Genomic DNA, 25,874 nt, shown 5'->3' on the forward strand with positions numbered 1-25,874 from the left:
GCATGTGGGGGTGTGAAAATGATTAAGATTTGTATGACCCCGAAGGAAAATTCGCGCGAACAACCCGTGAACAAACCCTTTTCCTTTTGGCCCATCCAGCGTAGTTTGCTGATATGAGCAGTTTTGACGAAATGGACGCCTTCGAGGGCGCATCGCTATCAGCGCAAGCCATGGCCGCGCGGCCCATGCGCTATCTGGACGGCCTCAATCCCGCGCAGCGCGAAGCTGTTGAGCAGCTGGACGGTCCGGTTCTGATGTTGGCCGGTGCCGGAACAGGCAAGACCAAAGCTCTGACCACGCGGATTGCGCATCTTCTGACCACTGCTAAGGCGCGTCCGAATGAAATTCTTGCCGTGACCTTCACCAACAAGGCTGCGCGCGAGATGAAAGAGCGGGTGGGCCGTCTTCTTGGCCAGCCCGCCGAAGGGATGCCATGGTTGGGGACCTTCCACGCGATCTGCGTTAAACTGCTGCGTCGGCACGCCGAGCTTGTCGGTCTGAAGTCGAATTTCACCATTTTGGACAGTGATGATCAGAAGCGCTTGATAAAGCAGCTGGCGAATCTGAATGGGGTCGAAGTGAGAGCTTCTACGGATCGCTGGCTGGCAGCCATCATAGACAAGTATAAAAATCAAGGCTGGAGGCCGGAGCAAGTTCCGCGCTCGCAAGAAAGATTGATCGACCTCGAAACGGGCCGCGAGTATTCACCCGGCGAGGCTGGATCAAGCCGCAAAGAAGTCATGTCCAGTATCGACTTCTATGAAAAATATCAGCCGCGGCTCAAAGAATTAAACGCCTGCGATTTCGGTGACCTGCTGCTACACATGGTCACGATTTTCCAAACCCATCAGGACGTGTTGGAGCAATACCAGCGCTGGTTCCGGTACATCCTCGTAGATGAATATCAGGATACCAACGTCGCCCAGTACCTCTGGCTGCGTCTGCTGGCCGGAGGGCACAAGAATATCTGTTGCGTGGGCGATGATGACCAGTCGATCTATGGTTGGCGCGGTGCCGAGGTGGGCAACATCCTGCGGTTCGAAAAGGACTTTCCCGGCGCCTTCGTGGTGCGGTTGGAGCAGAATTACCGCTCGACCCCGCATATTCTGGCGGCTGCGTCGAATGTGATCCGTGGCAATGAAGGCCGTCTGGGCAAGGAGCTTTGGACCGATGCTGAGGACGGTGAAAAAGTTCGACTGATCGGCCATTGGGATGGTGAGGAAGAGGCGCGCTGGATCGGAGAAGAGATCGACGCGATGCAGGGCGGCACGCGTGGTGTGCGGCCGATGAACCTCGACCAGATCGCAATTCTAGTCCGCGCCTCACACCAGATGCGCGCGTTTGAGGACCGGTTTCTGACGATTGGTCTGCCTTACAAGGTGATCGGCGGCCCTCGGTTCTACGAGCGGATGGAGATTCGCGATGCCATGGCCTATTTCCGGCTGGTGGTCAGCCCTGAGGACGATCTGGCGTTTGAGCGGATCGTGAACACTCCCAAACGCGGTCTTGGCGACAAGGCGCAGCAGACGATTCAGGTTGTGGCGCGTCAGAACGGGGTATCTCTGGTCGAAGGGGCGCGGATTGCGGTTGAGAACCAGTTGATCAAGGGCAAGGGCGGCAAGGCTCTGCGCGAATTGATCGACGGTTTGGCGCGGTGGAATGGGCTGACGCGGGGGCCTCGGATCGAGGTCGATGACGACTCGGTCATTGACGACGGGGTGTCGCCCATTCGCTATGGTGCGCCGGAGCACACGCATATCGAGCTGGCGCAGATCATCTTGGACGAATCCGGCTATACCGGGCATTGGCAGAACGACAAGACGCCTGAGGCTCCGGGCCGGTTGGAAAACCTTAAGGAACTGGTGAATCAGCTGGACAATTTCGAGAACCTGCAAGGGTTTTTGGAGCATGTCAGTCTGGTGATGGACAATGAACGAGAGGGCGACGGGGCAAAGGTCTCGATCATGACGCTGCACGCGGCCAAGGGGCTGGAGTTTCCCGCCGTGTTCCTGCCGGGGTGGGAGGATGGTTTGTTCCCCTCGCAACGCTCCATGGACGAACCGGGCCTCAAGGGCCTCAAGGGTCTCGAGGAAGAACGGCGGTTGGCCTATGTGGGCATTACCCGCGCTGAGGAGGTCTGCACGATTTCTTTCGCGGCCAATCGGCGGGTGTTCGGGCAATGGCAGAACGCGATGCCATCGCGGTTCATCGACGAATTGCCCGAGGATCATGTGGAAGTTCTGACGCCTCCGGGGCTGTATGGCGGCGGGCAACCGGCCGCGACGATCGAAACCCGCGCGGCTGAGGCGAATGTATACAACTCTCCGGGCTGGAAGCGGATGCAGGCGCGGCAGGGTCAGTATGGGATGTCCCAGCCGAAAGAAAGTCGGAATACGGTGATTGATGCCACGGCCATTGCCAGCTTCACCTTGGGTGAGCGGGTGTTTCACCAGAAATTCGGCTACGGCGCGGTTACCGGCATCGAAGGGGATAAGGTCGAGGTCGATTTCGACAAAGCAGGCGTGAAAAAAGTTGTTTCCCGTTTCCTGACCGCCAAAGACGACGTTCCGTTCTGATCTCTAGAGGCCTTCGACCAGCACCAGATTGGCCGTCGTTGTCTTGCGTCTGATCTTGGCCAACTCGATATAGTCCGGGTCGTCTTTCCACGCCCGGGCCGCGGCCACGTCCGGAAACTCCATCAGCACGATGCCTTCTTCGGCCCAACTGCCTTCGACAATCTCGACGGGTTTTGACGAAATGGTCAGCAGGCGCCCGCCGTGCCGGTCAAAGATTGGCATGAAACCTTCAAGATACTTCTGATACCCGACCGGATCATGAATGGAAATCTGGGCGATAAAATAGGCGGCCATGGCGCACTCCTGAAAAAACGTAGCTGCGCCGATCTTAGTCCGTTTGCCCAAAATGCAAAAACGGCGGTTTCCCAGGGAGGAGGAAGGGAAACCGCCGTTCTTTTCTACATCAGGGCAGGGAGGAGGAGAGCCCCGATGTATCTGAACCCGGGTTTGAGCCCGGTATGAGGAAGACGCGGCGACGTCAGGGAGGAGGAAGACGTCACCGCGCGCTTTCAACACCAGGCAGGGAGGAGGAGAGCCCGGTGTGTCTTGGTCCGGCGTTGCAAGGCCGGTATTTGGTGCGGCGACGTCAGGGAGGAGGAGAGACGCCGCCGCTGATTACAGACCCTAAAGGGAGGAGGAAGGGTCTGATCTCGTGTATTCGTTTGCGCTTAACGCGCTGTGAAGTCGTCAGCCGCCTGACGGGCCAGGCCGCGGATCATTGCGCGGCTCAGGCCGAGATCGGCCAGCTCGCGGTTCGACAGCGCCGACAGCTCACTTACCGTTTGGCGGTACAGGCGGTAGCGGGCAAAACGTGTCTTTGCGGCCTCGACCAATGTGGTGATACCGCCAAAGTGAGTGCCTTTGAGTGCCGGTGTGTTTGTTGCCATTGCCATCTTGTTGTTCCGTTCATTCTTGTCTTGCTGACCGGTGCCAGCGTTTGCTTGAGGATGAAAATAAGTGAATGCTGCGATTGCACAATAGCCCGCAACGTCAATGCTGCTATGCAGCAAATGCATGGATATCAGAGCCTTGTCAGTCGCGGTTTGAAATCACCCATGATTTTTTGGGGTTTGCGGGACCTTGGGCGCTAAGTCTTGGTCGAGCAAAGATTCCTTCTCACCATTCGACTTGCCCGGAGTTTGAGCGCAGCTGCGAAAGTTTGTGCGTTTGATGGACGCTTTGTTTCAACTCGATCACGGGAAAGCGATCTTAGATCGTGGCTTGGGAATTCGTGGGAGCAGATCAAAGCGGCCAAATTCCACGCGGTTTCCTTCTGTGTGATTCTTTGCTTTTTGCGTTGCTGACGGGTCTCAGCCGGCATTTATTCCGAGAATTCGAAATTTTTTTGGGAAATCATGGGTGATCGCGGGAGGTTCATGAGGTCACTATATCTAGCGATCGAATGACATTTGATGTCGATATGAGGTGTGTTGGTTCTGAAATTGGCTCAAAATACACCTTGTTTTCATAGCCCGTATTAGATGGTGCCCAAAAATTCCTGTTGATTTCCATGAATTCCCATGTCATCCCTAATGCATCCGATGAGGACGAGGCAGCAGGGGCAGCAAACGACCCCAACCAAAAATAATCAGGTTTCATACAGGCATCTCGCTTTCATCACTCAAGAGATCCGGCGCGCGGGCGAGCAGACATCCCCCCAGGTGGCGCGTGCAGCTGGACATCCCGCAAAGCGGGCCAATGCGGCGGGTTGATCAGTGGCAGCAGATCAACCCGCCGTTTTTCATCCGGGGGGACGTGAAATTCAAGTGGGGCGCAAGCGAAAGGGACAGTCGTCTTGGCGCGCAGGTTTAGAGGTGAAAGCCACCATAAGGTGGACACGAAGGGCAGGGTCTCGATCCCGGCCTCGTTTCGCCGTGTGCTTGAATCGTCTGACCCCAATTGGCAGCCCGGTGACAATCCTGAGCTTGTGATTGTCTATGGCGACCACCGCCGCAAATACCTTGAATGCTATACCATGCAGGCAATTGATGAGGTCGACGATAAGATCGACGCTCTGCCGCGTGGCTCGATGGAGCGTAAGATGCTTCAGCGTATGTTCCATGGTCAGTCCTTTCCCACCAATGTGGATGAAACCGGGCGTCTGGTTTTGCCGGCCAAGCTGCGCAACAAGATCGACCTTGAGAATGAGGCCTTCTTCATAGCCGCCGGTGACACCTTCCAGATCTGGAAGCCTGAGACCTATGAGGTCGAAGAGCTCGCCAAAGCCGAGGAATGGATGGACGATCTGCCGGATGATTTCGACCCGATGGTCTATCTCGATGGCGTTGAGGACGCGTAACGGCATGTCCGGCGCGGTCTCCTCATCTTCTAACCCACATATTCCAGTCCTGCTGCGCCCTTTGCTGGCGGCGGTGTCTCCGGTGGAGGGCACTTGGCTGGACGGCACCTTCGGCGCAGGCGGCTATACTAGGGGTTTGTTTGAGGCCGGGGCTGAGAAAGTGATCGGCGTGGATCGCGATCCTCTTGCGTTTGAGATGGCCGCAGACTGGGCGGGTGGCTATGGCGACCGACTAGTAATGCAGCCCGGAGTGTTCTCGCGCTTGGATGAGTATGCCCAGGATCTCGACGGTGTAGTGCTGGACCTTGGGGTTTCGTCCATGCAGCTGGATCTGGCCGAGCGCGGCTTTTCTTTCATGAAAGACGGCCCGCTCGACATGCGCATGAGCCAGGAGGGTGAAAGCGCCGCCGATCTGGTCAACACGGCGACCGAGACGCAATTGGCCGACATCCTGTTCCACTACGGTGAGGAGCGTGCAAGTCGGCGTATCGCCAAGGCCATCGTCAAAGCCCGCGCCGAGGAGCCCATCACCACGACCTTGCGTTTGGCCGAGATCATCGAATCCTGCCTGCCGCGCCCCAAGCCGGGACAATCGCACCCTGCGACGCGTAGTTTTCAGGGCCTGCGGATTGCAGTGAACGCCGAATATGACGAGCTGTTTCAAGGCCTTATGGCTGCTGAGCGGGCCTTGATGCCTGGTGGGCAACTGGCCGTTGTGACCTTCCACTCCATCGAAGACCGGATGGTTAAACGGTTCTTCCAGTCTCGGGCTGGTAAGACGGGTCGTGCCAACCGGTACGCGCCCGAGATGGAACAGGAGCTGCCGCAGTTTACGCTTAAGACCCGCAAGGCCGTCGGGCCAGACGAGCAGGAATTGCAGGAAAACCCGCGTTCGCGATCGGCCAAGCTGCGTGTCGCGATCCGTACCGAGGCTCCGGCTGGGGAGATTGACGCCCGCGCCATCGGGATGCCGCAACTTGGGGGAAGGGCAAGATGAAGAGTATTCTGTATGTGTTGACCGCTCTGTCCGTGTTCGGATTGGCCTTGTGGGCCTATCAGGAGAACTACCGGACCCAGCAAGTTGTGAAAGAAATGCAGGCCCTTCAGGGTGAGATCGGCGTGGCGCAGGTTAGGCTGGCGGTTCTGAACGCCGAATGGGCCTATCTGAATCGCCCGGATCGCCTGCGTGAGCTGGCCGATTTGAATTTCGAACGCATGGGCCTGTTGCCCTTGCGGGCTGAGCAATTCGGACGTGCGGACCAGATCGCTTATGCCGAGGACCCCGACCTGCCGGTTGTTGACCCGATCGAGCTGCAGGCGATCACCGATATTCAGGCCTTGGGTGAGGTGCAGATTCCATGACCCGCACTCCCCTCCGCCCTCTGGCCCGCGTTCTGGATGCCCGCGCGAAGGGTGAAAACCCAAAGGTCATCGAGCGCGAGAATATCCGCCAACGTCATGAAAAGATGAAAGATCGCGCCCGCGCTCGTGCCGAGGGGCGTCTTTTGGTTTTGGGTCTGTTCTTCTTTTGCGCCTTCTCGGTAGTCGGCGTCCGCATGGGCATGCTGGCAACGTCCGAGGCGCAAGAGCCACTTGCCAGCGCGCCCGGTGCCTCAATCGCCATGCAACGCGCCAACATTGTTGATCGCGAAGGGCGTATTCTGGCGACCAATCTGGATACGTATTCCGTCTACGCGCAGCCGCCCTTGATGATTGATCCGATTGCGGCAGCTGATCAGCTGGTCGCGATTTTCCCGGATCTCGACAAAGAGCGTCTGGTCAAGGACTTCACCGGTAAACGCAAGTTCCTGTGGATCAAGAAACGCATCTCGCCGGAGCAGAAACAGGCGGTGCATGATATCGGCGATCCGGGCATCCTGTTCGGTCCGCGTGAAATGCGCCTCTACCCGAATGGCAAGCTGGCGGCGCATATCCTTGGTGGTTCGGGTTTTGGCCGCGAAGGCGTAAGTGCTGCTGAGGTGATCGGTGTTGCTGGAGTTGAGAAGAAGTTCGACGACTATTTGCGTGACCCGGCCAACGGCAGCAAGCCGCTGCAACTGTCGCTCGACCTGACCATTCAGGCAGCAGTCGAGCAGGTGCTATATGGCGGGATGAAGATCATGAACGCCAAGGGCGCCTCAGCGGTTCTGATGAACGCGCATACGGGTGAGGTGATCTCGGCCGCGTCGCTGCCGTCGTTTGACCCCAATGACCGTCCGCGCCCGCCAACCTCGGGATTTGATCCGTCTGATAGCCCTCTGTTCAATCGTTACGTGCAGGGTGTCTATGAGCTTGGATCGGTCTTCAAAATCTTTACCGCCGCACAGGCGGTCCAGCTTGGCTTGGTGAACTCCGAGACCATCATCGACACCTCCGGTCCGATGAAGATCGGCCGTTTCCCAATTGGTGAGTTCAACGGCAAGAACTACGGCAAGATCAGCGTGGCGGATGTGATCGTTCACAGTTCGAACCGGGGGACCGGACGGCTGGCCTTGCAGATCGGCGCGACACGCCAGCAGAGCTTCCTTGAAACGCTGGGCATGTTCGAACCCACCCCGTTCGAGATTGTCGAAGCCGCAGGTGGTGCGCCCCTCAAGCCCAAGAAATGGGGTGAGTTGAGCACGGTCACCATCTCTTACGGTCACGGCCTGTCGACCAGCCCGATGCATCTGGCGGCGGGGTATGCCGCGATTGCCAATGGCGGGCACTATGTCAGCCCGACGATCCTGCGCCGCAATGGCCCTCAATACGGCCCACGGGTGATGTCGGAGAACACCGCGCGTCAGGCGCAGAAGATGCTGCGCAAAGTGGTGACCGACGGCACGGCGAGCTTTGCCGAGGTCAAAGGCTATGACGTTGCGGGCAAGACCGGGACCGCCGACAAACCCAAACCGCGTGGCGGCTATTATGATGACAAGGTGATCGCCACCTTCGCCACCATCTTCCCGGCTTACGATCCGAAGTATGTGCTGATCGTCACTTTGGATGAACCCTCCATTCTGGCCTATGGCGAAAAACGCCGCACGGCGGGCTGGACTGCGGTGCCCGTTGCGGCTGAGTTGATCGGCCGTGTCGCGCCGCTTTTGGGCCTGCGACCCCGGCTTGAGCTTGAGGCGAGCGCTGCTATAACCCTGACCTCGAATTAGGGTGCCAGAGAACAGGTGGGTCATGGGCGCAAGAACAAAGAAACTCAGCCAACTGGCCCTGACAGCACGCGGAGGCGCGAATCCCGACATCACCGGGCTGGCGGTCGATAGCCGTGATGTCAAAGACGGTTTCCTGTTCGCAGCGCTTCCCGGTACGCGCGTCCATGGCGGTGAATTCATTCAATATGCCTTGCGCATGGGGGCTGCCGCTATTCTGACCGATGCCGAAGGCGCGCAGATCGCCGAGGCCGAACTGGCCGCATCCGACGCTGCTTTAGTTGTGGTTGAAGACCCGCGTCAGGCGTTGGCCGGCTCAGCTGCGCTTTGGTTCGGTGCGCAACCTCAGACGATTGTGGCGGTCACCGGAACCAATGGCAAAACCTCGGTCGCCACATTCGTTCGCCAGATCTGGGCTGAGCTTGGCCACGCCGCCGTCAACCTTGGCACCACGGGGGTCGAAGGCGCATGGACGGCCCCGCTGGCCCATACAACGCCCGAACCGATCACTTTGCATCGCTGTCTGTCCGAGGCCGCCGAGAATGGCGTGACCCACGCGGCGATGGAGGCGTCCTCACACGGGCTGGAACAGCGCCGCCTTGACGGAGTGCATCTGGCCGCTGCTGGTTTCTCGAATTTCACGCAGGATCATCTGGACTATCACGAGACGTTCGAGGCGTATTTCGCAGCCAAAATGGGCCTGTTCGACCGTGTACTGCCTGAGGACGGCACCGCAGTCATCAACCTGAGCGACCCGAAGGGTGAGCAGGTGCGCAAGATTGCTGAAGCGCGGGGGCAGTCTGTGCTGACCGTCGGGCTGGGCGAGGCCGACCTGTGTCTGATGAACCAGCGGTTTGACTCGACCGGGCAGGATCTGCGGTTTTCGTGGCAGGGCAAGACCTTCCAGACGCGCCTGAACTTGATCGGAGGGTTCCAGGCCGAAAACATCCTGCTGGCTTGCGGACTGGTTATCGCGGCAGGCGACGACCCTGAGCGGGTGTTCGAGACCCTGCCGCATCTCACAACCGTCCGGGGCCGCATGCAGCTAGCCGCAACCCGCGACAATGGCGCGGCGGTGTTTGTGGATTATGCCCATACGCCGGATGCAGTCGCCACGGCTTTGAAAGCGTTGCGACCGCATGTGATGGGACGTCTGATCGCGGTCATTGGCGCGGGCGGAGATCGCGACGCCACCAAGCGCCCGCTGATGGGAAAGGCCGCCGCCAATCACGCGGATATCGTCTTTGTCACTGACGACAACCCGCGCAGCGAAGACCCGGCCTCTATCCGCGCCGCCGTGATGGACGGTGCGCCAGAGGCGACCGAAGTAGGTGATCGCGCCGAGGCTATTCTGCGGGGTATTGACGCTTTGCAACCCGGCGATGCTCTACTGATTGCAGGCAAAGGTCACGAAACCGGCCAGATCGTAGGTGATCAGGTGCTACCCTTTGATGATGTGGAACAGGCGAGCATTTCCGTGGCCGCTCTGGACGGGAGGGTCGCATGACACTCTGGACTGCGGCAGAGGCCGCCGCTGCAACCGGCGGGCGCGCTACCAGTGAGTGGACTGTGGATGGCGTGTCGATTGATACGCGGATATTGCAACCGGGCGACTTGTTTGTCGCGTTGAAGGCCGCGCGCGACGGCCATGATTTTGTAGCTCAGGCGCTGGAGAAGGGCGCTGGCGCCGCCTTGGTGTCGTATGTCCCTGAAGGGGTGTCCGAAAATGCGCCTCTGTTGATTGTCGATGATGTGCAATCCGGGCTGGAAGCACTCGGACAGGCCGCCCGCGCCCGGACCGAGGCGCGTGTTGTGGGAGTGACAGGGAGTGTTGGCAAGACCTCAACCAAGGAAATGCTGGCCACCATTCTGGAAACGCAGGGCAAAACCCATGCCAGTGTCGCCAGCTATAACAATCACTGGGGTGTGCCACTGACGCTAGCACGTATGCCGCAAGACACTGAATTTGCAGTGATTGAGATCGGGATGAACCATCCGGGCGAGATTGCCCCGCTGGCTCGTCAGGCGCGCCCGCATGTGGGTTTGGTGACGACGGTGGCCGCTGTTCACCTCGAAGCGTTCGAGTCCGTTGCCGGTATCGCTCATGAGAAAGCGGCGATCTTTGAAGGGTTGGAGCCCGGTGGTGCAGCCATCGTGAACGCTGATGTCGAACATGCGGGTATATTGCGCCAGGCAGCACAAAACCTTGGCGCTGGAATCGTTGAGTTCGGTCGGCAAGGTGCAGATTACAAGCTGATCGAAGTGACTACCGGGTCCGAAACCGTTCAAGCACGGGCTGAGGTTGGTGACACTGTGTTTGCCTTCGACGTCCAATCGGCAGGTACGCATTTTGCGATGAATGCGCTGGGCGCGTTGGCCGCTTGTGTTGAGATGGGTGTCGGCTTGAATCAGGCAATAGACGGCCTGCGTCAATGGTCGCCAGTCAAGGGGCGCGGGGTCCGGGAGACTCTGCCGCTGGCGATTGGCGGTCAGATCGAATTATTGGACGACAGTTACAATGCCAACCCGACCTCGATGGAGGCTGCGCTGGACGTGTTGGCCGCCTCGAACGGAACGCGCCGTATCGCCTTTTTGGGCGACATGAAGGAGTTGGGTGCTCAAGAGGTCGCAATGCATGCAGGCATGGCCGAGGTGAGCGCGATGGCGCAGGTCGATCAGGTTCACTGCATCGGGCCGTTGATGAAAGCGCTGCACGAGGCTTTGCCGGATACAAAGAGGGGCCTGTGGTTCGAAACCAGCGCCGAGATGGCTGAACACCTGCCGGATTTGATCGAAAGCGGCGATACCGTGCTGGCGAAAGGCTCGCTCAGCATGGCTTTGGCCCGGATTGTTGACGGTCTGCGGAAAATGGGGCAAGGGGGCGCGCTTGACGGGTAACGCGCCCGTGCGCCTCGTGTGAGAAAGGTACTGTAATGCTGTATTGGTTGACCGCCCTGTCGGACGGAGGGGATTTCTGGAACCTCTTCCGCTATATCACATTCCGCGCGGGTGGGGCCTTTTTGACGGCGCTGATCTTTGGGTTTCTGTTTGGCAAACCTCTGATCAACGTGTTGCGCCGCAAGCAGGGCAAAGGTCAGCCGATCCGTGATGACGGGCCCGAGGGGCATTTCTCCAAAGCCGGGACGCCCACCATGGGTGGCTTGCTGATCGTAGGGGCGCTGGTCACGTCAACGCTACTATGGGCGCGCTGGGACAATCCCTACGTCTGGATGGTGCTGTTTGTGACGTTGGCTTATGCGGCCATCGGGTTCGCCGATGACTTTGCCAAGGTCTCCAAGCAGAACACCAAAGGCGTGTCTGGCAAAATGCGCCTGGCACTGGGGATCATCATCGCCGTGTTGGCGGCCTTCTGGGCGTCTTTGCATCATCCGGAGGCTTTGCAGAACCAACTGGCCGTGCCGATTTTCAAGGATACGCTGGTCAATCTAGGGATCCTCTACATCCCGTTTGCCGTTATCGTGATTGTGGGCTCTGCCAATGCCGTGAACCTGACCGATGGTCTTGACGGTTTGGCGATCATGCCCGCGATGATTGCTGCTACGACTCTGGGAATCATCGCTTATGCGGTAGGGCGCGTCGACTTTACTGAGTATCTGGATGTGCACTACGTACCCGGAACGGGCGAGATTCTGATCTTCACCTCGGCCCTGTTCGGCGGTGGCCTTGGGTTCCTGTGGTATAACGCCCCGCCTGCGGCTGTGTTCATGGGCGATACCGGGTCGCTCGCCTTGGGTGGCGCGCTGGGCGCGATTGCCGTGGCGACCAAGCACGAGTTGGTGCTGGCCGTGGTCGGCGGCCTGTTTGTGGTCGAGGCGCTGAGTGTGATCATTCAGGTTCTCTATTTCAAGCGCACCGGTAAGCGCGTGTTCCTGATGGCTCCGATCCATCATCACTATGAAAAGAAAGGCTGGGCGGAACCCACCATCGTGATCCGGTTCTGGATCATTTCGCTGATCCTCGCGATGATCGGTTTGGCGACACTGAAGGTCCGGTAGCCCTCCCGCCTGGTTCAGAGGGCCTGCGGCCCTCTTGCCACCTGTTGGGCATGGCTCGCGCTGGCGCGCGAGCCTGAAAGCGCCCTTGCCATCGGGATTTCCTTCGGTGCAGTGTGGCGCGCATTCAAGTTGAAAGAAGGGGGCGGCATGATCCCGGTCAAAGGTTTCTCAGGGCAGAAGGTCGCCGTTTTGGGCCTTGGTCGGTCGGGTTTGGCGACCGCGCGTGCGTTGCGTGCGGGTGGGGCGGAGGCGATCTGCTGGGATGACAATCCGGCCGCGCGCGAGACCGCTGAAGGGGAGGGGTTTCAATGCCTCGACCTGCGGCGCCACGGGGCGTTTGATGATATCGCCACGCTGATCGTTTCACCCGGTATTCCGCATCTTTACCCTCAACCGAACCCGGTTGTCGCAGCCGCTTTGGAGGCCGGGGTGCCCGTGGACAACGATATCGGCCTGTTCTTTCGATCCTTTGCGGGGCCTGAGTGGAACAACTACGACACGCCGCCGCGTGTGATCGCGGTGACAGGATCGAACGGCAAATCGACCACGGCAGCCCTGATCCATCACATCCTGTCCGAGGCGGGGCGTGAGGCGCAGTTGGCGGGCAATATCGGGCGTGGCATCTTGGATGTAGACCCCGGCGGCGATGGATCGGTCGTTGTGCTGGAGCTGTCGAGCTATCAGACCGAGCTGGCCCGCGCATTGACGCCTGATGTAGCGGTATTCACCAACCTGTCGCCGGACCATCTGGATCGACACGGTGGAATGGGTGGCTATTTCGCCGCCAAGAGACGCCTCTTTGCCGAGGGCGGGCCAGACCGTGCCGTGATTGGTATTGATGAGGCCGAAGGTGCATTCCTGGCGGGGCAATTGGCCGAGGGTCCGGCGGATGATCGGGTGATCCGGATCTCGGTTGAGCGCAAGCTGACCGGTCCGGGATGGCAGGTCTTTGCCCGCAAAGGCTTCCTTTCGGAGTATCGCAAAGGGCGGCAGATCGGCTCGATTGATCTGCGCGGCATAAAGGGGCTGCCGGGCGCGCATAACCACCAGAACGCGTGTGCCGCCTATGCCTCTTGCCGGTCTCTGGGTCTGGCGCCGCGCGTGATCGAGGATGCCTTGCACAGCTATCCGGGCCTGCCGCATCGCAGTCAGATCATCGCCGAAGCAGGTGGGGTGATTTTCGTGAACGACTCCAAGGCGACGAATGTAGACAGTGCGGTGAAGGCTCTGAGTGCGTTCAAGAAGATCCGCTGGATTTGCGGCGGATTGGAGAAAGAAGGCGGTATCGACGCCCTGAACGGTGCCACGGATCAGGTGATCAAGGCCTATGTGATTGGGCGCGAGGCGGCGGGTTTTGCCATGCAGCTAAAGGTCGAGGCCAAGGTCTGCACCACAATGGGCGCTGCCGTTGAACAGGCCATAGCCGACAGCGAGGCTGGGGAGACCGTTTTGCTGGCCCCTGCAGCCGCCAGTTTTGACCAATATGACAATTTCGAGCGGCGCGGGGATGACTTCACGGCGCAGGTTCAAAAGCACCTTAACGCCTAGCCCGTTTGCAATTCCTTGCCGATTGGGCGACAGTTTGCGGGTACCGGCTTGAAGCCGTTTAAGAATTTGCTTTTCTGCTCGGAAATTCAAAAAGAGGTCATGAATATGCCTAACCCGAAATCCCTTCTGATCGTCCCGGCTCTGCTGCTGGCTGGGGCTTGCACGAATACAGGCGCAAACTACGTGCCCGTTATTGATGGCCCGGTTGGCCCCAACTACCAGTCGGACCTGCTGCAATGTCAGCAACTGGCGGCGTCTCAGGCGGCGGTCGATGGATCGACGGCGGGTAACGCGGCGATTGGTGCGGCCGGTGCTGCGGCGACTACGGCGATCATTCAGGACAGCAGCGACAATCTGGGTCGCGCTGCTGCGGCGGGGGCTCTGATCGGGGCCGGAGCTGACGTGATCGCGAAGAACCAGAATAAGGAAGTCATCGTGCGCAACTGCATGCGCGGACGCGGCTATAACGTCGTCGGCTAAGGCAGCGCAGTTAGTCGTATCGGCTAACGCGCGGAAATGGCCTTTCCGGCGGCATGGCCCGAGGACCACGCCCACTGGAAGTTATAGCCGCCAAGCCAACCGGTGACATCTACAGCTTCACCAATCGCATAGAGGCCGGGGACATCCCTGGCCTCCATCGTTTTTGACGACAGGTCATCTGTGTTGATCCCACCCAGAGTGACCTCAGCGGTGCGGTAGCCTTCGGTGCCTGAGGGGGTCAGCTGCCATTCGGACAGCGCCGAGATAAGATCGTTCAGCGCCGTGTCCGACTGATCGGCAAGGTTGCCCTTCAGTGGGATATGCTGGGATAGGTGATCTACCAACCGCGATGGCAAGTGCCGGGCGAGTTCGGTGGTCAGGGCCTTGCGCCCTCCGGCTTGTCGCTGATCGCGCAATAGATCGAACAAGGGCAAGTCCGGGATCAGGTTGACGCGGATCGCTTCTCCCTCATGCCAATATGACGAGAGTTGCAACACCGACGGCCCACTGAGGCCGCGATGGGTGAACAGGAGTGCTTCGTCAAAACTGGTGCGGTCGTTGGACAGGCGCGCAGGCAGAGAGACGCCAGACAGCTCCTTGAACCTCCCGTCCGAGAAGGTGAATGGGACAAGCGCGGCGCGGGTATCGGTGACGCGCAGATTGAATTGCTGCGCGATGTCATAGGCGAGACCTGTCGCACCCATTTTGGGGATCGACTTGCCGCCTGTTGCCAGCACAAGATTGCGGCAGGTCAGGCTGTGCCGGGCACCTTCGCGATCGACCTCCAGCGCGAACCCGGCTTCGGTCTTGCGCAGCGCTTTGACCTCGGTCCGTAGCCATAAGTCAGCCCCTGCGCGGGCCATCTCATCCAGCAGCATCTGAACGATTTGCTTCGAGGTGTCGTCACAAAACAACTGCCCCAGCGTTTTCTCATGCCATGCGATGTCGTATCGCCCGACCAGATCGATGAAATCCCATTGCGTATAGCGCGCCAACGCGGATTTGCAGAAATGGGGGTTTTGCGACAGGAAATTGGCAGGCCCCGAATACATGTTGGTGAAGTTGCAACGCCCTCCGCCCGAGATACGGATCTTCTCGCCGGGCGCTTTCGCGTGGTCGATCACCAGAACCCGCCCGCCGCAATGCGCCGCGCACATCATGCCGGCAGCACCGGCCCCGAGGATGATCGTGTCGAAGGTCATGCGCTGCGCATGGCTTGGTTTGTCAGCAAAGGCAATAGCGGCACAATCAGCAGCTAGCAAAGATGTAGCGGAACCACAGTAATAGGAAAACAAGGCGGCTGAACTTGACCCCCTAGACGCGAAGCCATACCAATTTTCCAGAGTGCCGGCGAAAATTTGTGCGTTTGCAATTGTAGGCGGAGTTTTTTGGTTTTATGCCCTCAACGATTTTTGGTGCTTTTCGCTCCGATACCACCTTGAGCGATGCGGGCGCATCCAGCGCCGTTGTAAACTCCACTTTCACAATCTCTGCCTACAGCCAGATCACCATCGAAGATGGAGCGGACGATACGATCTTTGATGGAGACGATCAGTCGAACGAGACCGCGAACGATCTGACACAAACATTTAATGGCAATACGATCTTCTGGGATTTTACAGTTTCGGTGACGGATGGCACTAACACCTATCAGATCGGCCTGTTTGACTATGACATCAACGGCGACGGAAACTCAATCGGGGTCGACAGTGAAGACGGGTTCTTTATGGCATTTATCGGCGGTACCGTACCGCCGCTGAACACCACTTTGACGATCACCGCAATCATCGACAACGGCCCGAACATCGACATCGACACTGTGGTGCCTTGTTTCACGTCTGGCACCTTGATCGATACACCTGATGGCCCACGATTGATTGACGATCTGAACACAAGCGATTTGGTTCTCACGCAGGATAATGGTGCTCAACCGATCCGTTGGATTGGCAGGCAAGACCTCGACAAAATCGACCTGACGCTGAAACCCAAGTTAAGGCCGATCCAAATCGCGCATGGTGCTTTGGGGCAGGGGGTGCCTGCACGTGATCTTTGCGTTTCGCCACAACACCGCATGCTGGTCAGGTCAGCTATTGCTGAGCGCATGTTCGCCAAAGATGAGGTCTTTGTCCCGGCCTGCAAACTGCTCGATCTGCCTGGCGTTTCAGTGCAGACGGGAGGCGCGACGGTTACGTATATCCACCTTCTCCTTGACCGCCACGAGGTTATCTTTGCCGAGGGCGCGCCGACGGAAAGCCTGTTCACGGGGCCCGAAGCGCTTAGGGCGATTGGAAAGGATGCGGTCAAAGAATTGCGGCAAATTATTCCGCAGTTGTTTTTAGACACCCACGAGCCTGAACACGCGCGACTGGTCCCGAGGAGGGGGAGGCAAATCCGCAATCTCGTTCAGCGTCACGTGAAAAACGGCAAGCCAGTGGTTCAAAGAAAGGTTCAGGCCAACAGGGGCGGATGACATCTCGTTAAGGCGCCGTTTTCGTTTGCACGGCTCATTTCCCTAGCCCAAACGCCAAATTCACTGTAGACTCTCAAACAGATCCCGAAAACGGGACGTCGAGTGAGGCAGTAAGTGGCGGTATCTCATGACTGAGATGGTGTATGGCGCGGTCCAGGACCAGCGCGGGGAACCGATTCTACCAAAGTGGTGGCGGACGATTGATCGCTGGACGATGTCCTGCGTTCTGATTCTGTTTGTCATCGGATTGTTGCTTGGGCTGGCCTCATCGCCTCCTCTGGCCGGGCGGAATGGGTTTGATCCGTTCCACTATGTCGAACGACAGGCGCTCTTCGGCGGATTGGCGCTGATCGCGATGCTACTGACCTCGATGATGTCTCCGACACTGGTACGCCGTCTGGCTGTGCTGGGCTTTCTGGGGGCCTTCGTGGCGCTGGCGTTCCTGCCGGTCTTCGGGACGGATTTCGGAAAAGGGGCCGTGCGCTGGTACTCGCTGGGGTTCGCCTCATTGCAACCGTCCGAATTTCTCAAGCCTGGATTTGTGGTCGTCGCGGCGTGGTTGCTGGCGGCCTCGCAAGAGATCAATGGCCCTCCAGGGCGGTTGTGGTCCTTTGCGCTGTGTATGGCTATTGTCGGCATGCTGGTCATGCAGCCTGATTTCGGGCAAGCCTGCTTGATCCTCTTCGGCTGGGGCGTCATGTATTTCGTGGCCGGAGCGCCGATGCTTTTGCTGGTTGGCATGGCCGGAGTGGTCGTTCTGGGCGGGATGTTCGCCTATTCCAACTCGGACCACTTTGCCCGCCGCATTGACGGCTTTCTGAACCAGGAGGTCGATCCGACCACTCAGCTTGGCTATGCCACCAACGCCATTCGCGAGGGCGGATTGTTTGGTGTCGGTGTGGGAGAGGGGCAGGTGAAATGGTCTCTGCCCGACGCGCATACGGATTTCATCATCGCCGTTGCGGCCGAGGAATATGGGCTGATCCTGGTGCTGATCATCATCGCCCTTTATTCGATTATCGTTGTGCGCTCACTGATGCGCCTGATGCGTGAGCGGGATATGTTCATCCGTCTGGCTGGCACCGGGCTGGCCTGTATGTTTGGCGTCCAGGCGATGATCAATATGGGTGTGGCCGTGCGCCTGTTGCCTGCAAAGGGCATGACGCTGCCCTTTGTCAGCTATGGCGGCTCATCCCTGATCGCGGGCGGTATTGCGGTTGGCATGTTGCTGGCCTTCACACGCTCGCGCCCACAGGGTGAGCTTGGTGATATTCTGCGCGGACGAGGCTGATGGGCAAACCTTACCTGTTGATTGCGGCTGGCGGCACCGGGGGCCACATGTTCCCGGCGCAGGCTCTGGCCGAAGCGATGTTGCAAAAAGGCTGGCGCGTGCGTCTGTCGACCGATCCTCGGGGCGCCCGCTATACCGGAGGCTTCCCGCACACGACCGAGATTGTCGAGGCGTCCTCGGCAACCTTCGCACGCGGCGGTCTGGCCGCAAAAGCGATGGTGGGGCCGAAGATTGCGGGCGGTGTGACAAGCATGGCCATGCAAATGCTGCGCGACCGTCCGGATGTGGTTGTAGGCTTTGGCGGCTACCCGTCGATCCCGGCGCTGGGCGCGGCAACGCTGCTGAAACTGCCGCGTATGATCCATGAACAGAACGGCGTTTTGGGGCGTGTGAACCAGCTCTTCGCCACACGCGTGGCCCAAGTGGCCTGCGGTGTTTGGCCTACCGATCTGCCCGAAGGTTCCAGCGGCATTCACACTGGTAATCCGGTCCGGGCCTCGGTGCTGGAGCGTGCCGCTGCGCCCTACATTCCGCCCGGCGAATATCCGATGTCGGTTCTTGTGATGGGTGGCAGTCAGGGTGCGCGTATCCTCAGCGATGTGGTGCCTGAGGCAATTGCCGCTTTGCCCGAATTCCTGCGCGGGTTCATCCGCGTCTCGCATCAAGCCCGCGACGAGGATGGAGAGAGGGTCACGGCCTTTTACGCAGATCACGATATCCGCGCAGATGTGCAGCCGTTTTTTGACGACGTACCGCGACGCATGTCGGATGCGCAGCTTGTCATCAGCCGTTCGGGCGCGTCGAGCGTGGCCGATATCTCGGTCATCGGTCGCCCGTCGATCCTGATCCCATTCGCCGCCGCCGCAGGCGATCACCAAACCGCCAATGCCCGAGGGCTGGTGCAGGCAGGCGGGGCGATCATGATCCCGGAAAAGGCGCTTGACGTCCCCTCACTGACCGAGCAAATGACCACGGTTTTGACCAACCCCGAAGCCGCGCAGACAATGGCCCATGCCGCCCTCTCGACAGGTGCCCCCGACGCTACTGAGCGACTGGTCGCCCTTGTCGAGCAACTGGCGCAGAAGGAGACCGCATGAATCCCGCAACCAAACTGCCGCAGGACGTAGGACCGATCCATTTCGTTGGGATCGGCGGGATCGGGATGTCGGGCATCGCCGAGGTGTTGCTGAACCTCGGCTACCGGGTACAGGGGTCGGACCTGAAAGCCTCGAAAATCACGGATCGGTTGGCGTCTCTGGGGGCCGAGATTTTCGTGGGACAGAAGGCCGAAAACTTACGAAACGCCGCCGTGGTCGTCACCTCGACCGCGATCAAGCCGGGTAACCCGGAACTGGATGAGGCGCGCGCCCAAGGACTGCCCGTCGTTCGCCGCGCCGATATGCTGGCCGAATTGATGCGCCTGCGCTCGAACATTGCCATCGCCGGGACGCATGGCAAAACCACCACGACCACTATGATGGCTGAACTGATGGTGGCCGGAGACTTCGATCCTACCGTCATCAATGGCGGTATCATCCACGCCTATGGTTCGAACGCGCGCATGGGGCAGGGCGAATGGATGGTGGTCGAGGCCGACGAATCCGATGGCTCGTTCAACCGTTTGCCCGCAACCATCGCCATCGTCACCAATATCGACCCCGAACATATGGAACACTGGGGCGATTTCGATAAGCTGCGCGACGGGTTCTATGAGTTCGTGTCGAACCTGCCCTTCTACGGTCTGGCGGTGTGCTGTACGGATCACGCCGAGGTGCAGGCTCTGGTTGGGCGCATCACCGACCGCCGCGTGCGCACTTATGGCTTCAACGCGCAGGCCGATGTGCGGGCCGAAAACCTGACCTACAAAGCCGGCGTCGCGCATTTCGACATCCACCTGCAATACGAAGACAAGGTGATCGAAGGCTGTACTCTGCCGATGCCGGGTGATCACAACGTCTCGAACGCGTTGTCGGCTGTCGCTGTGGCGCGCCATCTGGGCATGAAGGCATCCGAAATCCGCGAGGCATTGGCGAATTTCGGCGGCGTCAACCGCCGCTTCACCAAGGTCGGAGAGATCGACGGTGTTACCATCATCGACGATTACGGCCACCACCCGGTCGAAATCGCTGCCGTTCTAAAGGCCGCTCGCCAAGCCACCGAAGGCCGCGTGATCGCCGTTCACCAGCCTCACCGCTATTCGCGCCTTTCCAACCTGTTTGATGATTTCTGCACCTGCTTCAACGACGCCGACGTGGTTGCCATCGCCGATATCTTCGCCGCCGGAGAAGACCCGATCGAGGGAGCCTCGCGCGATGATCTGGTGCAGGGCCTCATCCGTCATGGCCACCGCCATGCGCGGGCCTTGCTGGACGAAAACGATCTGGAGCGTCTGGTCCGCGAACAAGCCCGCCCGGGCGACATGGTCGTGTGTCTCGGCGCCGGGACAATCAGTGCATGGGCGAACGGGTTGCCTGAGCGGTTGCAACGAAAACAGGCTGTTTGACGGCTGATCTTATTTACTGCACAACCTGAGGGCGTGTGACCTATTGCCAAGACCGCGTCCCAGGAGGGGACAATGGACTATTCGACCATCTTTGCCGCCCTTTGGGCGATCAGCGCCACTATCGTGGCCTTGTTGCCGATGCGGCTGCAATTCCCTCCGGGTATTGTCCTGTTGCTCTGCGCGCCGGTGATGATCATCTGGCTGGGTTATGACCATGGATGGGTCTGGTCGGTTCTGGCCTTCGGAGGTTTCGTCTCGATGTTCCGCAACCCGATCCGCTATTACTGGCGCAAATGGGTGCGCGGAGAGGTGATGGAATGACCTTCTCTCTTGCCCTCGCGGCCCTTTGGGGCCTTGTTGCGAACCTTCTGGCGATGATCCCCAGCAAGGACAACCACTGGACCCGCGCCTACATCCTGATTGCAGTCGGGATCCCTCTGCTTGGATATGTCACCTATGAGAACGGCCCGTGGATAGGGCTGATAGTCCTCGTGATGGGTATGTCGATCTTGCGCTGGCCGGTGATCTATCTGGGGCGGTGGCTGCGTAGGCGGATTTGACCGTTTCGCTGCGGATACAGGTTGCCAACTCCCTCTGAATCCGCGAGTTAGCAGCTATGACTGTTCTTCCTGTGCCTCGTGGCAAACTGTCCGAAAACCGAAGCCTCAGCGACCTGACATGGCTGCGTGTCGGCGGCCCGGCTGACTATTTGTTCCAACCTGCGGATGTTGAAGATCTGCAAGGCTTTTTGCGCGAACTTCCCGATGATGTCGTGATTTTCCCGATGGGCGTCGGGTCGAACCTCATCGTGCGCGATGGCGGTTTGCGCGCCGTGGTGATCCGGCTGGGGCGGGGCTTCAATGGGATAGAGATCGAGGGCACTACGGTCACCGCAGGTGCTGCGGCTTTGGATGCACATGTGGCGCGTAAAGCGGCGGATGCTGGTGTGGATCTGACCTTTTTGCGCACGATTCCGGGGTCAATCGGTGGTGCCGTTCGGATGAACGCAGGCTGTTATGGCAGCTACACGGCGGATGTTTTGACAAAGGCCACTATCGTCACACGACAGGGTGAGGTGATGGACCTTGGCGCAGAGGATCTGAACTTTCGCTACCGTCAATCCGACCTGCCTGACGGCGCAGTGCTGATCTCGGCAAGTTTCGAAGGTCCCAAAGGTGAACCCGAAGCGCTTCATGCCCGAATGGCGGCGCAGTTGCAAAAGCGCGACGAGACCCAGCCCACCAAAGACCGCAGCGCCGGTTCGACCTTCCGCAATCCGGCCGGGTTCTCCTCGACGGGGAAGACGGATGATGTGCATGACCTCAAGGCTTGGAAGGTCATCGACGATGCGGGCATGCGCGGGGCCACGAAAGGTGGTGCGCAGATGAGCCCCAAGCACTCGAATTTCCTGATCAATACGGGCGAGGCGACCGCCGCAGACCTCGAAGGTCTGGGTGAAGAGGTGCGAAAAAAGGTTTACGAAACAAGCGGCATCACGCTAGAGTGGGAAATCATGCGGGTCGGTGATCCGCTGAAAGAATAAAGCCCCAACCGTCAGACCATAACAGGCAATTAACGGCGACGGATCAAAGGCATAAACGCAGTACGGACCACCACATAAGGTCCGGGGACATTGAGGCACACGTTGGGTATGTCGAGCAGGACAAACCCCAAAGTGGCGGTATTGATGGGCGGCCCCTCGGCGGAACGCGAGGTGTCTCTCAGCTCTGGGCGCGAATGCGCAGCCGCCCTTGTGGGAGAAGGCTTTGAAGTGGTTGAGCTGGACGCAGGTCCCGACCTCTACGCGCGCCTTTTGGATATCAAGCCGGACGTGGTTTTCAACGCTCTGCATGGCCGCTGGGGCGAGGATGGCTGCGTACAGGGCCTGCTTGAGTGGATGCGCATTCCCTACACCCATTCGGGTGTTTTGGCCTCGGCGCTTGCAATGGACAAGCAGCGTAGCAAGGAGGTCTATCAGGCCGAAGGACTGCCCATTGTTCCCAGCGTGATCGTGCCCAAGGTCGAGGTGGTTGAGGTTCACGTGATGGAGCCGCCTTACGTCGCCAAGCCCAACAATGAAGGGTCGAGCGTCGGCATCTACATCGTGCACGAAGGGTCGAATGGTCCTCCGCAATTGTCGGAGGATATGCCCGATCACATCATGGTCGAAAAATACGTCGCGGGTCGCGAGTTGACTGTGACCGTTATGGGTGATCGCGCCCTGACCGTGACCGAGATCATGACGGATGGCGGTTGGTACGACTACGATGCCAAGTACAAGCCCGGCGGCTCGTGGCATGTGCTGCCCGCGGACATCCCGCAGGAAATCTTTGACCGCTGCATGGACTACGCTTTGAAAGCGCATAACGCTTTGGGCTGTCGCGGCGTGACCCGCACCGACTACCGGTGGGACGACACTATGGGCGCGGATGGTTTGTTCCTTCTGGAAACCAACACCCAGCCCGGGATGACGCCGACCTCGCTGGTGCCGGAACAGGCGGAACATTGCGGGATGAGTTTCGGCCAGCTCTGCGCCTGGATGGTGGAGGACGCCTCATGCGACCGCTAAGAGCCTCCCGCGCGCCAGTGATCCATCGGGCCAAACCTCTGGCCGGGCCGGATGCTGATTTCGAATCCGCTGATACCGAATCCCATGAAACGCAGCCTGTTCTGCGTTTGGGCGGGGTGAAGCTGTTCAACCGCACCGCGCGTCGGTCTGATCCGGCACCGTCGCGCCTCAGCTACCGGTTCCAGCGTTGGATGCTGACACCGGGCATCCGCATGGGCGTCAAGCTGGGGCTGCCCGTCTGCGCTGTTGCGGCTGCCGTTGGTCTTTACTTTGCGTCTGAGGAACGACGCGAGGCGCTTAATACCTATATCGCCGACATACGCACCTCGATTCAGGAGCGTCCTGAGTTCATGGTCAATCTGATGGCCATTGATGGTGCAGGTCCCGGCCTGTCGGATGACATTCGCGAAGTGGTGCCTTTGGATTTCCCAATCAGTTCTTGGGATCTGGATGTCGAACAGATGCGCGACACGATTACCGGGCTTAATCCGGTGAAATCGGCCACAGTGCGCATTCGGCCCGGTGGCATCCTGCAGGTGGACGTTGTCGAGCGTCAGCCTGTCATCGTGTGGCGCACCCGAGAGTCTATCGAGCTTTTGGATGAGACCGGCGTTCATGTGGACCTGATCGCGTCGCGCAAGGATCACATCGATCTGCCTTTGATCGCGGGCAAGGGCGCGGATGAGCATGTCGCCGAAGCGCTTGAGATTTTCCGCACCTCACGCAGCCTTGGCAGCCGTGTTCGGGGTCTTGTGCGCATTGGTGAGCGGCGCTGGGATCTGGTGCTGGATCGCGGCCAGCGCATCATGCTGCCGACGGATCGCCCAGTGCGCGCGCTCGAACGGGTGCTGGCTGTGAACGAAGTACAGGACCTGTTAGAGCGTGACGTGGCCGTAGTGGATATGCGCCTCGGACAGCGGCCAACAATCAGAATGACCAAAGCCGCCAGCGAAGACTGGTGGAATACCAAAGTGACAGTGGGTAACGGGCAGTAACGACCATGATGACCGATCTTTATCAGTCCCAACGTGCAATGCGGCAAATGCGCAGACAAGCGATGCAGCGGGGCGTTATCGCCATTCTGGATGTAGGTAGCTCGAAAATCTCGTGCCTCGTGTTGCGGTTTGATGGCACCGGGCGACTGAGCGAGGATAACACCATCGGCTCGATGGCCGGGCAGACCGGGTTCCGGGTCATTGGCGCAGCGACCACGCGTTCGCGCGGGGTGCAGTTCGGCGAAGTCACAGCCATGCAGGAAACCGAGCGCGCCATTCGCACCGCTCTTCAAGCCGCGCAGAAGATGGCCGATATCCGGGTTGACCACGTCATTGCCTGTTTCTCGGGTGCGAACCCGCGTTCCTACGGTCTGGACGCTCAGGTCGATCTGGAAGGTCAGCTTGTGACCGAGGCCGAGGTTGGCCGTGTTCTGAACGCCTGCGATGTCCCGGATTACGGGGCAGGGCGTGAGGTTCTGCATGCCCAACCGGTGAATTTCGCATTGGACAACCGCTCGGGCCTGATCGACCCGCGTGGGCAGATGGGGCAATCTCTGGCCGTCGACATGCATATGCTGACCGTCGACGCAATTGCGATCCAGAACATCGTCCGCTGCATCAAGCGGTGCGATCTGGAGCTCGCAGGGATTGCGAATTCAGCCTACGTCTCGGGAATCTCGGCATTGGTTGAGGATGAGCAGGAGCTGGGCGCGGCCTGTATCGACATGGGCGGTGGCACCACTAGCGTGTCGATCTTTATGAAGAAGCACATGATCTACGCCGATTGCGTGCGCATGGGCGGTGATCACGTCACACAGGATATCTCGATGGGCCTTGGCGTGCCGACCGCCGTGGCCGAGCGGATCAAGACATTCAATGGCGGTGTCCATGCGACCGGAGCCGACGATCGCGATCTGATCGATATCGGCGGCGATACCGGCGACTGGGAACATGATCGTCGCACCGTCAGCCGGGCCGAGCTGATCGGGATCATGCGCCCTCGTGTCGAAGAGATTCTGGAAGAGGTGCGCGTCCGCCTGGATGCCGCCGGGTTCGAACATATGCCCAGCCAGCAGATCGTGCTGACCGGTGGAGGTAGTCAAATCATGGGGCTCGACGGCCTCGCGACCCGTATCCTTGGCCAGCGTGTCCGTCTGGGCCGTCCGCTGCGCGTTCACGGCCTGCCGCAATCCGCGACGGGGCCGGGCTTTTCCTCGGCCGTTGGTCTCAGCCTGTTTGCGGCGCATCCGCAGGATGAATGGTGGGATTTCGAGATCCCCGTCGACACCTATGCCGCGCGCCCGTTCAAACGCGCCGTTCGGTGGTTCCGTGACAATTGGTAGAACTCTGCGCCGCGCCTTGTGCGTGGCGCTTGTGCCCGGCCTCGCTTCGGCGCAGTCCGTCATCTCACCTGAGACGTTTCTGGATTCTGTGCTGGGCAAAACGGTGCAATTCCACGAAATCCGCAGCGGTGATCTGGTGGGAACCGAGCAATTCCTGAACCGCAAGACCTCGGTCTGGCGGGTCGAAGGTGGAGGATGCGTCTACGGTCAGATCACGACGCCGAAAGGGCAGATCTGTTTTCTCTATGATGATGATACGGACGGCATTCCTGTTTGCTGGTGGCCATTCGAATATAAGGGCCGTTTGATGGTCCGGCTGGCAGAGCTAGGCAATGGTGAAATCCAGGAGGTGCGCAGTATGACCAATCACAGCCTGAATTGTCCAAGTGCCCCAATCAGTTGAAAAACACCTTGCGAAGGCCTGATTTATCCCTCAAGATATCCACAGGACCCGTGAGAGGTCTTGCGGCAGGACATTGAGCAGTTTTCCGCACTAGTTTTGATTTAAATCCGGGGCGTGACGCGTAGGTCGTTCACTGCTCGGATGCTCTGTGTCTTGTAGTGGTCCGCGTTGTTTCCGCTATATTTGGCAAAGCCTGCGAAATGCCGCCGGTTGCTGCCTTATTTCGTCCATATTTTGT

Annotated in this window: 24 protein-coding genes; 21 read left to right on the top strand and 3 right to left on the bottom strand. The window is 59.3% G+C overall.

The window, feature by feature from the left end:
* Positions 1–113: 113 nt before the first annotated feature.
* Positions 114–2,576, top strand: coding sequence for a UvrD-helicase domain-containing protein (locus tag ACR0I8_RS17185; protein ID WP_170691843.1), 2,463 nt, complete (start codon positions 114–116; stop codon positions 2,574–2,576).
* 3 nt (positions 2,577–2,579) lie between these two features.
* On the opposite strand, the gene ACR0I8_RS17190 is transcribed toward ACR0I8_RS17185, so the two are convergent.
* Together ACR0I8_RS17190 and ACR0I8_RS17195 are read right to left on the bottom strand one after the other, a co-directional pair.
* The gene (locus ACR0I8_RS17190) at positions 2,580–2,870 is read right to left on the bottom strand and encodes a DUF1330 domain-containing protein (RefSeq protein WP_170691845.1); all 291 of its coding nucleotides are present in this window, start codon (positions 2,868–2,870) and stop codon (positions 2,580–2,582) included.
* Positions 2,871–3,244: 374 nt separating this feature from the next.
* Positions 3,245–3,469, bottom strand: a complete 225-nt coding sequence (locus ACR0I8_RS17195; protein WP_170691847.1) for a DUF1127 domain-containing protein — start codon at positions 3,467–3,469, stop codon at positions 3,245–3,247.
* A 902-nt stretch (positions 3,470–4,371) separates the two neighbouring features.
* On the opposite strand from ACR0I8_RS17195, the gene mraZ reads away from it, so the two are divergent.
* The 9 genes from mraZ (at position 4,372) to ACR0I8_RS17240 (ending at position 14,062) form a co-directional block, all read left to right on the top strand.
* Complete coding sequence (gene mraZ / locus ACR0I8_RS17200) at positions 4,372–4,875, top strand: division/cell wall cluster transcriptional repressor MraZ (protein ID WP_170374975.1); 504 nt, start codon at positions 4,372–4,374, stop codon at positions 4,873–4,875.
* Positions 4,876–4,879: 4 nt separating this feature from the next.
* Positions 4,880–5,872: a 16S rRNA (cytosine(1402)-N(4))-methyltransferase RsmH gene (gene rsmH / locus ACR0I8_RS17205; RefSeq protein WP_170375360.1), complete on the top strand. Its 993-nt coding sequence runs from the start codon at positions 4,880–4,882 to the stop codon at positions 5,870–5,872.
* Positions 5,869–6,237 (top strand): cell division protein FtsL, encoded by a 369-nt coding sequence (gene ftsL, locus ACR0I8_RS17210; protein ID WP_170374977.1) that lies wholly within the window; start codon positions 5,869–5,871, stop codon positions 6,235–6,237. Before rsmH ends, ftsL begins: the two co-directional genes overlap by 4 nt.
* Positions 6,234–8,021: a peptidoglycan D,D-transpeptidase FtsI family protein gene (locus ACR0I8_RS17215; RefSeq protein WP_170691849.1), complete on the top strand. Its 1,788-nt coding sequence runs from the start codon at positions 6,234–6,236 to the stop codon at positions 8,019–8,021. The genes ftsL and ACR0I8_RS17215 overlap by 4 nt, the downstream gene beginning before the upstream one ends.
* Before the next feature lie 22 nt (positions 8,022–8,043).
* A complete protein-coding gene (locus ACR0I8_RS17220; RefSeq protein ID WP_170691851.1) occupies positions 8,044–9,525 on the top strand; it encodes a UDP-N-acetylmuramoyl-L-alanyl-D-glutamate--2,6-diaminopimelate ligase in 1,482 nt (493 codons plus the stop codon).
* Positions 9,522–10,916 (top strand): UDP-N-acetylmuramoyl-tripeptide--D-alanyl-D-alanine ligase, encoded by a 1,395-nt coding sequence (locus ACR0I8_RS17225; RefSeq protein ID WP_170691853.1) that lies wholly within the window; start codon positions 9,522–9,524, stop codon positions 10,914–10,916. The genes ACR0I8_RS17220 and ACR0I8_RS17225 overlap by 4 nt, the downstream gene beginning before the upstream one ends.
* Positions 10,917–10,951: 35 nt before the next feature.
* Complete coding sequence (gene mraY / locus ACR0I8_RS17230; RefSeq protein ID WP_170374984.1) at positions 10,952–12,034, top strand: phospho-N-acetylmuramoyl-pentapeptide-transferase; 1,083 nt, start codon at positions 10,952–10,954, stop codon at positions 12,032–12,034.
* A 147-nt stretch (positions 12,035–12,181) separates the two neighbouring features.
* Complete coding sequence (gene murD / locus ACR0I8_RS17235) at positions 12,182–13,582, top strand: UDP-N-acetylmuramoyl-L-alanine--D-glutamate ligase (protein WP_170691856.1); 1,401 nt, start codon at positions 12,182–12,184, stop codon at positions 13,580–13,582.
* A gap of 99 nt (positions 13,583–13,681) precedes the next feature.
* Positions 13,682–14,062, top strand: coding sequence for a glycine zipper family protein (locus ACR0I8_RS17240; protein WP_170374988.1), 381 nt, complete (start codon positions 13,682–13,684; stop codon positions 14,060–14,062).
* Positions 14,063–14,085: 23 nt separating this feature from the next.
* On the opposite strand, the gene ACR0I8_RS17245 is transcribed toward ACR0I8_RS17240, so the two are convergent.
* Entirely contained in the window at positions 14,086–15,264 is a 1,179-nt protein-coding gene (locus ACR0I8_RS17245; protein ID WP_170691858.1) for a BaiN/RdsA family NAD(P)/FAD-dependent oxidoreductase, read from the bottom strand.
* A gap of 194 nt (positions 15,265–15,458) precedes the next feature.
* Between ACR0I8_RS17245 and ACR0I8_RS17250 the strand changes: the two genes are divergently transcribed.
* From ACR0I8_RS17250 to ACR0I8_RS17300, 11 genes are all read left to right on the top strand, one after another.
* Entirely contained in the window at positions 15,459–16,532 is a 1,074-nt protein-coding gene (locus ACR0I8_RS17250; protein WP_170691860.1) for a Hint domain-containing protein, read from the top strand.
* Positions 16,533–16,659: 127 nt separating this feature from the next.
* Complete coding sequence (gene ftsW / locus ACR0I8_RS17255) at positions 16,660–17,823, top strand: putative lipid II flippase FtsW (RefSeq protein ID WP_170374992.1); 1,164 nt, start codon at positions 16,660–16,662, stop codon at positions 17,821–17,823.
* Positions 17,823–18,920, top strand: coding sequence for a UDP-N-acetylglucosamine--N-acetylmuramyl-(pentapeptide) pyrophosphoryl-undecaprenol N-acetylglucosamine transferase (locus ACR0I8_RS17260; protein ID WP_170691862.1), 1,098 nt, complete (start codon positions 17,823–17,825; stop codon positions 18,918–18,920). Before ftsW ends, ACR0I8_RS17260 begins: the two co-directional genes overlap by 1 nt.
* Positions 18,917–20,326, top strand: a complete 1,410-nt coding sequence (gene murC, locus ACR0I8_RS17265) for a UDP-N-acetylmuramate--L-alanine ligase (protein WP_170374995.1) — start codon at positions 18,917–18,919, stop codon at positions 20,324–20,326. The genes ACR0I8_RS17260 and murC overlap by 4 nt, the downstream gene beginning before the upstream one ends.
* A gap of 72 nt (positions 20,327–20,398) precedes the next feature.
* Entirely contained in the window at positions 20,399–20,647 is a 249-nt protein-coding gene (locus tag ACR0I8_RS17270) for a DUF2484 family protein (RefSeq protein ID WP_170374997.1), read from the top strand.
* On the top strand, positions 20,644–20,886 hold the full coding sequence (locus ACR0I8_RS17275) for a DUF2484 family protein (protein WP_170374999.1): 243 nt from the start codon (positions 20,644–20,646) through the stop codon (positions 20,884–20,886). The genes ACR0I8_RS17270 and ACR0I8_RS17275 overlap by 4 nt, the downstream gene beginning before the upstream one ends.
* Before the next feature lie 56 nt (positions 20,887–20,942).
* Positions 20,943–21,869 carry a UDP-N-acetylmuramate dehydrogenase gene (murB, locus tag ACR0I8_RS17280; protein WP_170375001.1) on the top strand — a complete coding sequence of 309 codons (927 nt, stop codon included), beginning with the start codon at positions 20,943–20,945 and terminating at the stop codon, positions 21,867–21,869.
* A gap of 108 nt (positions 21,870–21,977) precedes the next feature.
* Positions 21,978–22,895 (top strand): D-alanine--D-alanine ligase, encoded by a 918-nt coding sequence (locus tag ACR0I8_RS17285; protein ID WP_170375003.1) that lies wholly within the window; start codon positions 21,978–21,980, stop codon positions 22,893–22,895.
* Positions 22,883–23,890, top strand: coding sequence for a cell division protein FtsQ/DivIB (locus ACR0I8_RS17290; RefSeq protein WP_170691865.1), 1,008 nt, complete (start codon positions 22,883–22,885; stop codon positions 23,888–23,890). The genes ACR0I8_RS17285 and ACR0I8_RS17290 overlap by 13 nt, the downstream gene beginning before the upstream one ends.
* 8 nt (positions 23,891–23,898) lie before the next feature.
* On the top strand, positions 23,899–25,233 hold the full coding sequence (gene ftsA / locus ACR0I8_RS17295; RefSeq protein WP_170375007.1) for a cell division protein FtsA: 1,335 nt from the start codon (positions 23,899–23,901) through the stop codon (positions 25,231–25,233).
* Positions 25,220–25,636 (top strand): hypothetical protein, encoded by a 417-nt coding sequence (locus ACR0I8_RS17300; protein WP_170691867.1) that lies wholly within the window; start codon positions 25,220–25,222, stop codon positions 25,634–25,636. The genes ftsA and ACR0I8_RS17300 overlap by 14 nt, the downstream gene beginning before the upstream one ends.
* The last annotated feature ends 238 nt before the right edge of the window (positions 25,637–25,874 follow it).

This window comes from Ruegeria sp. BG9 (genome assembly GCF_056538305.1).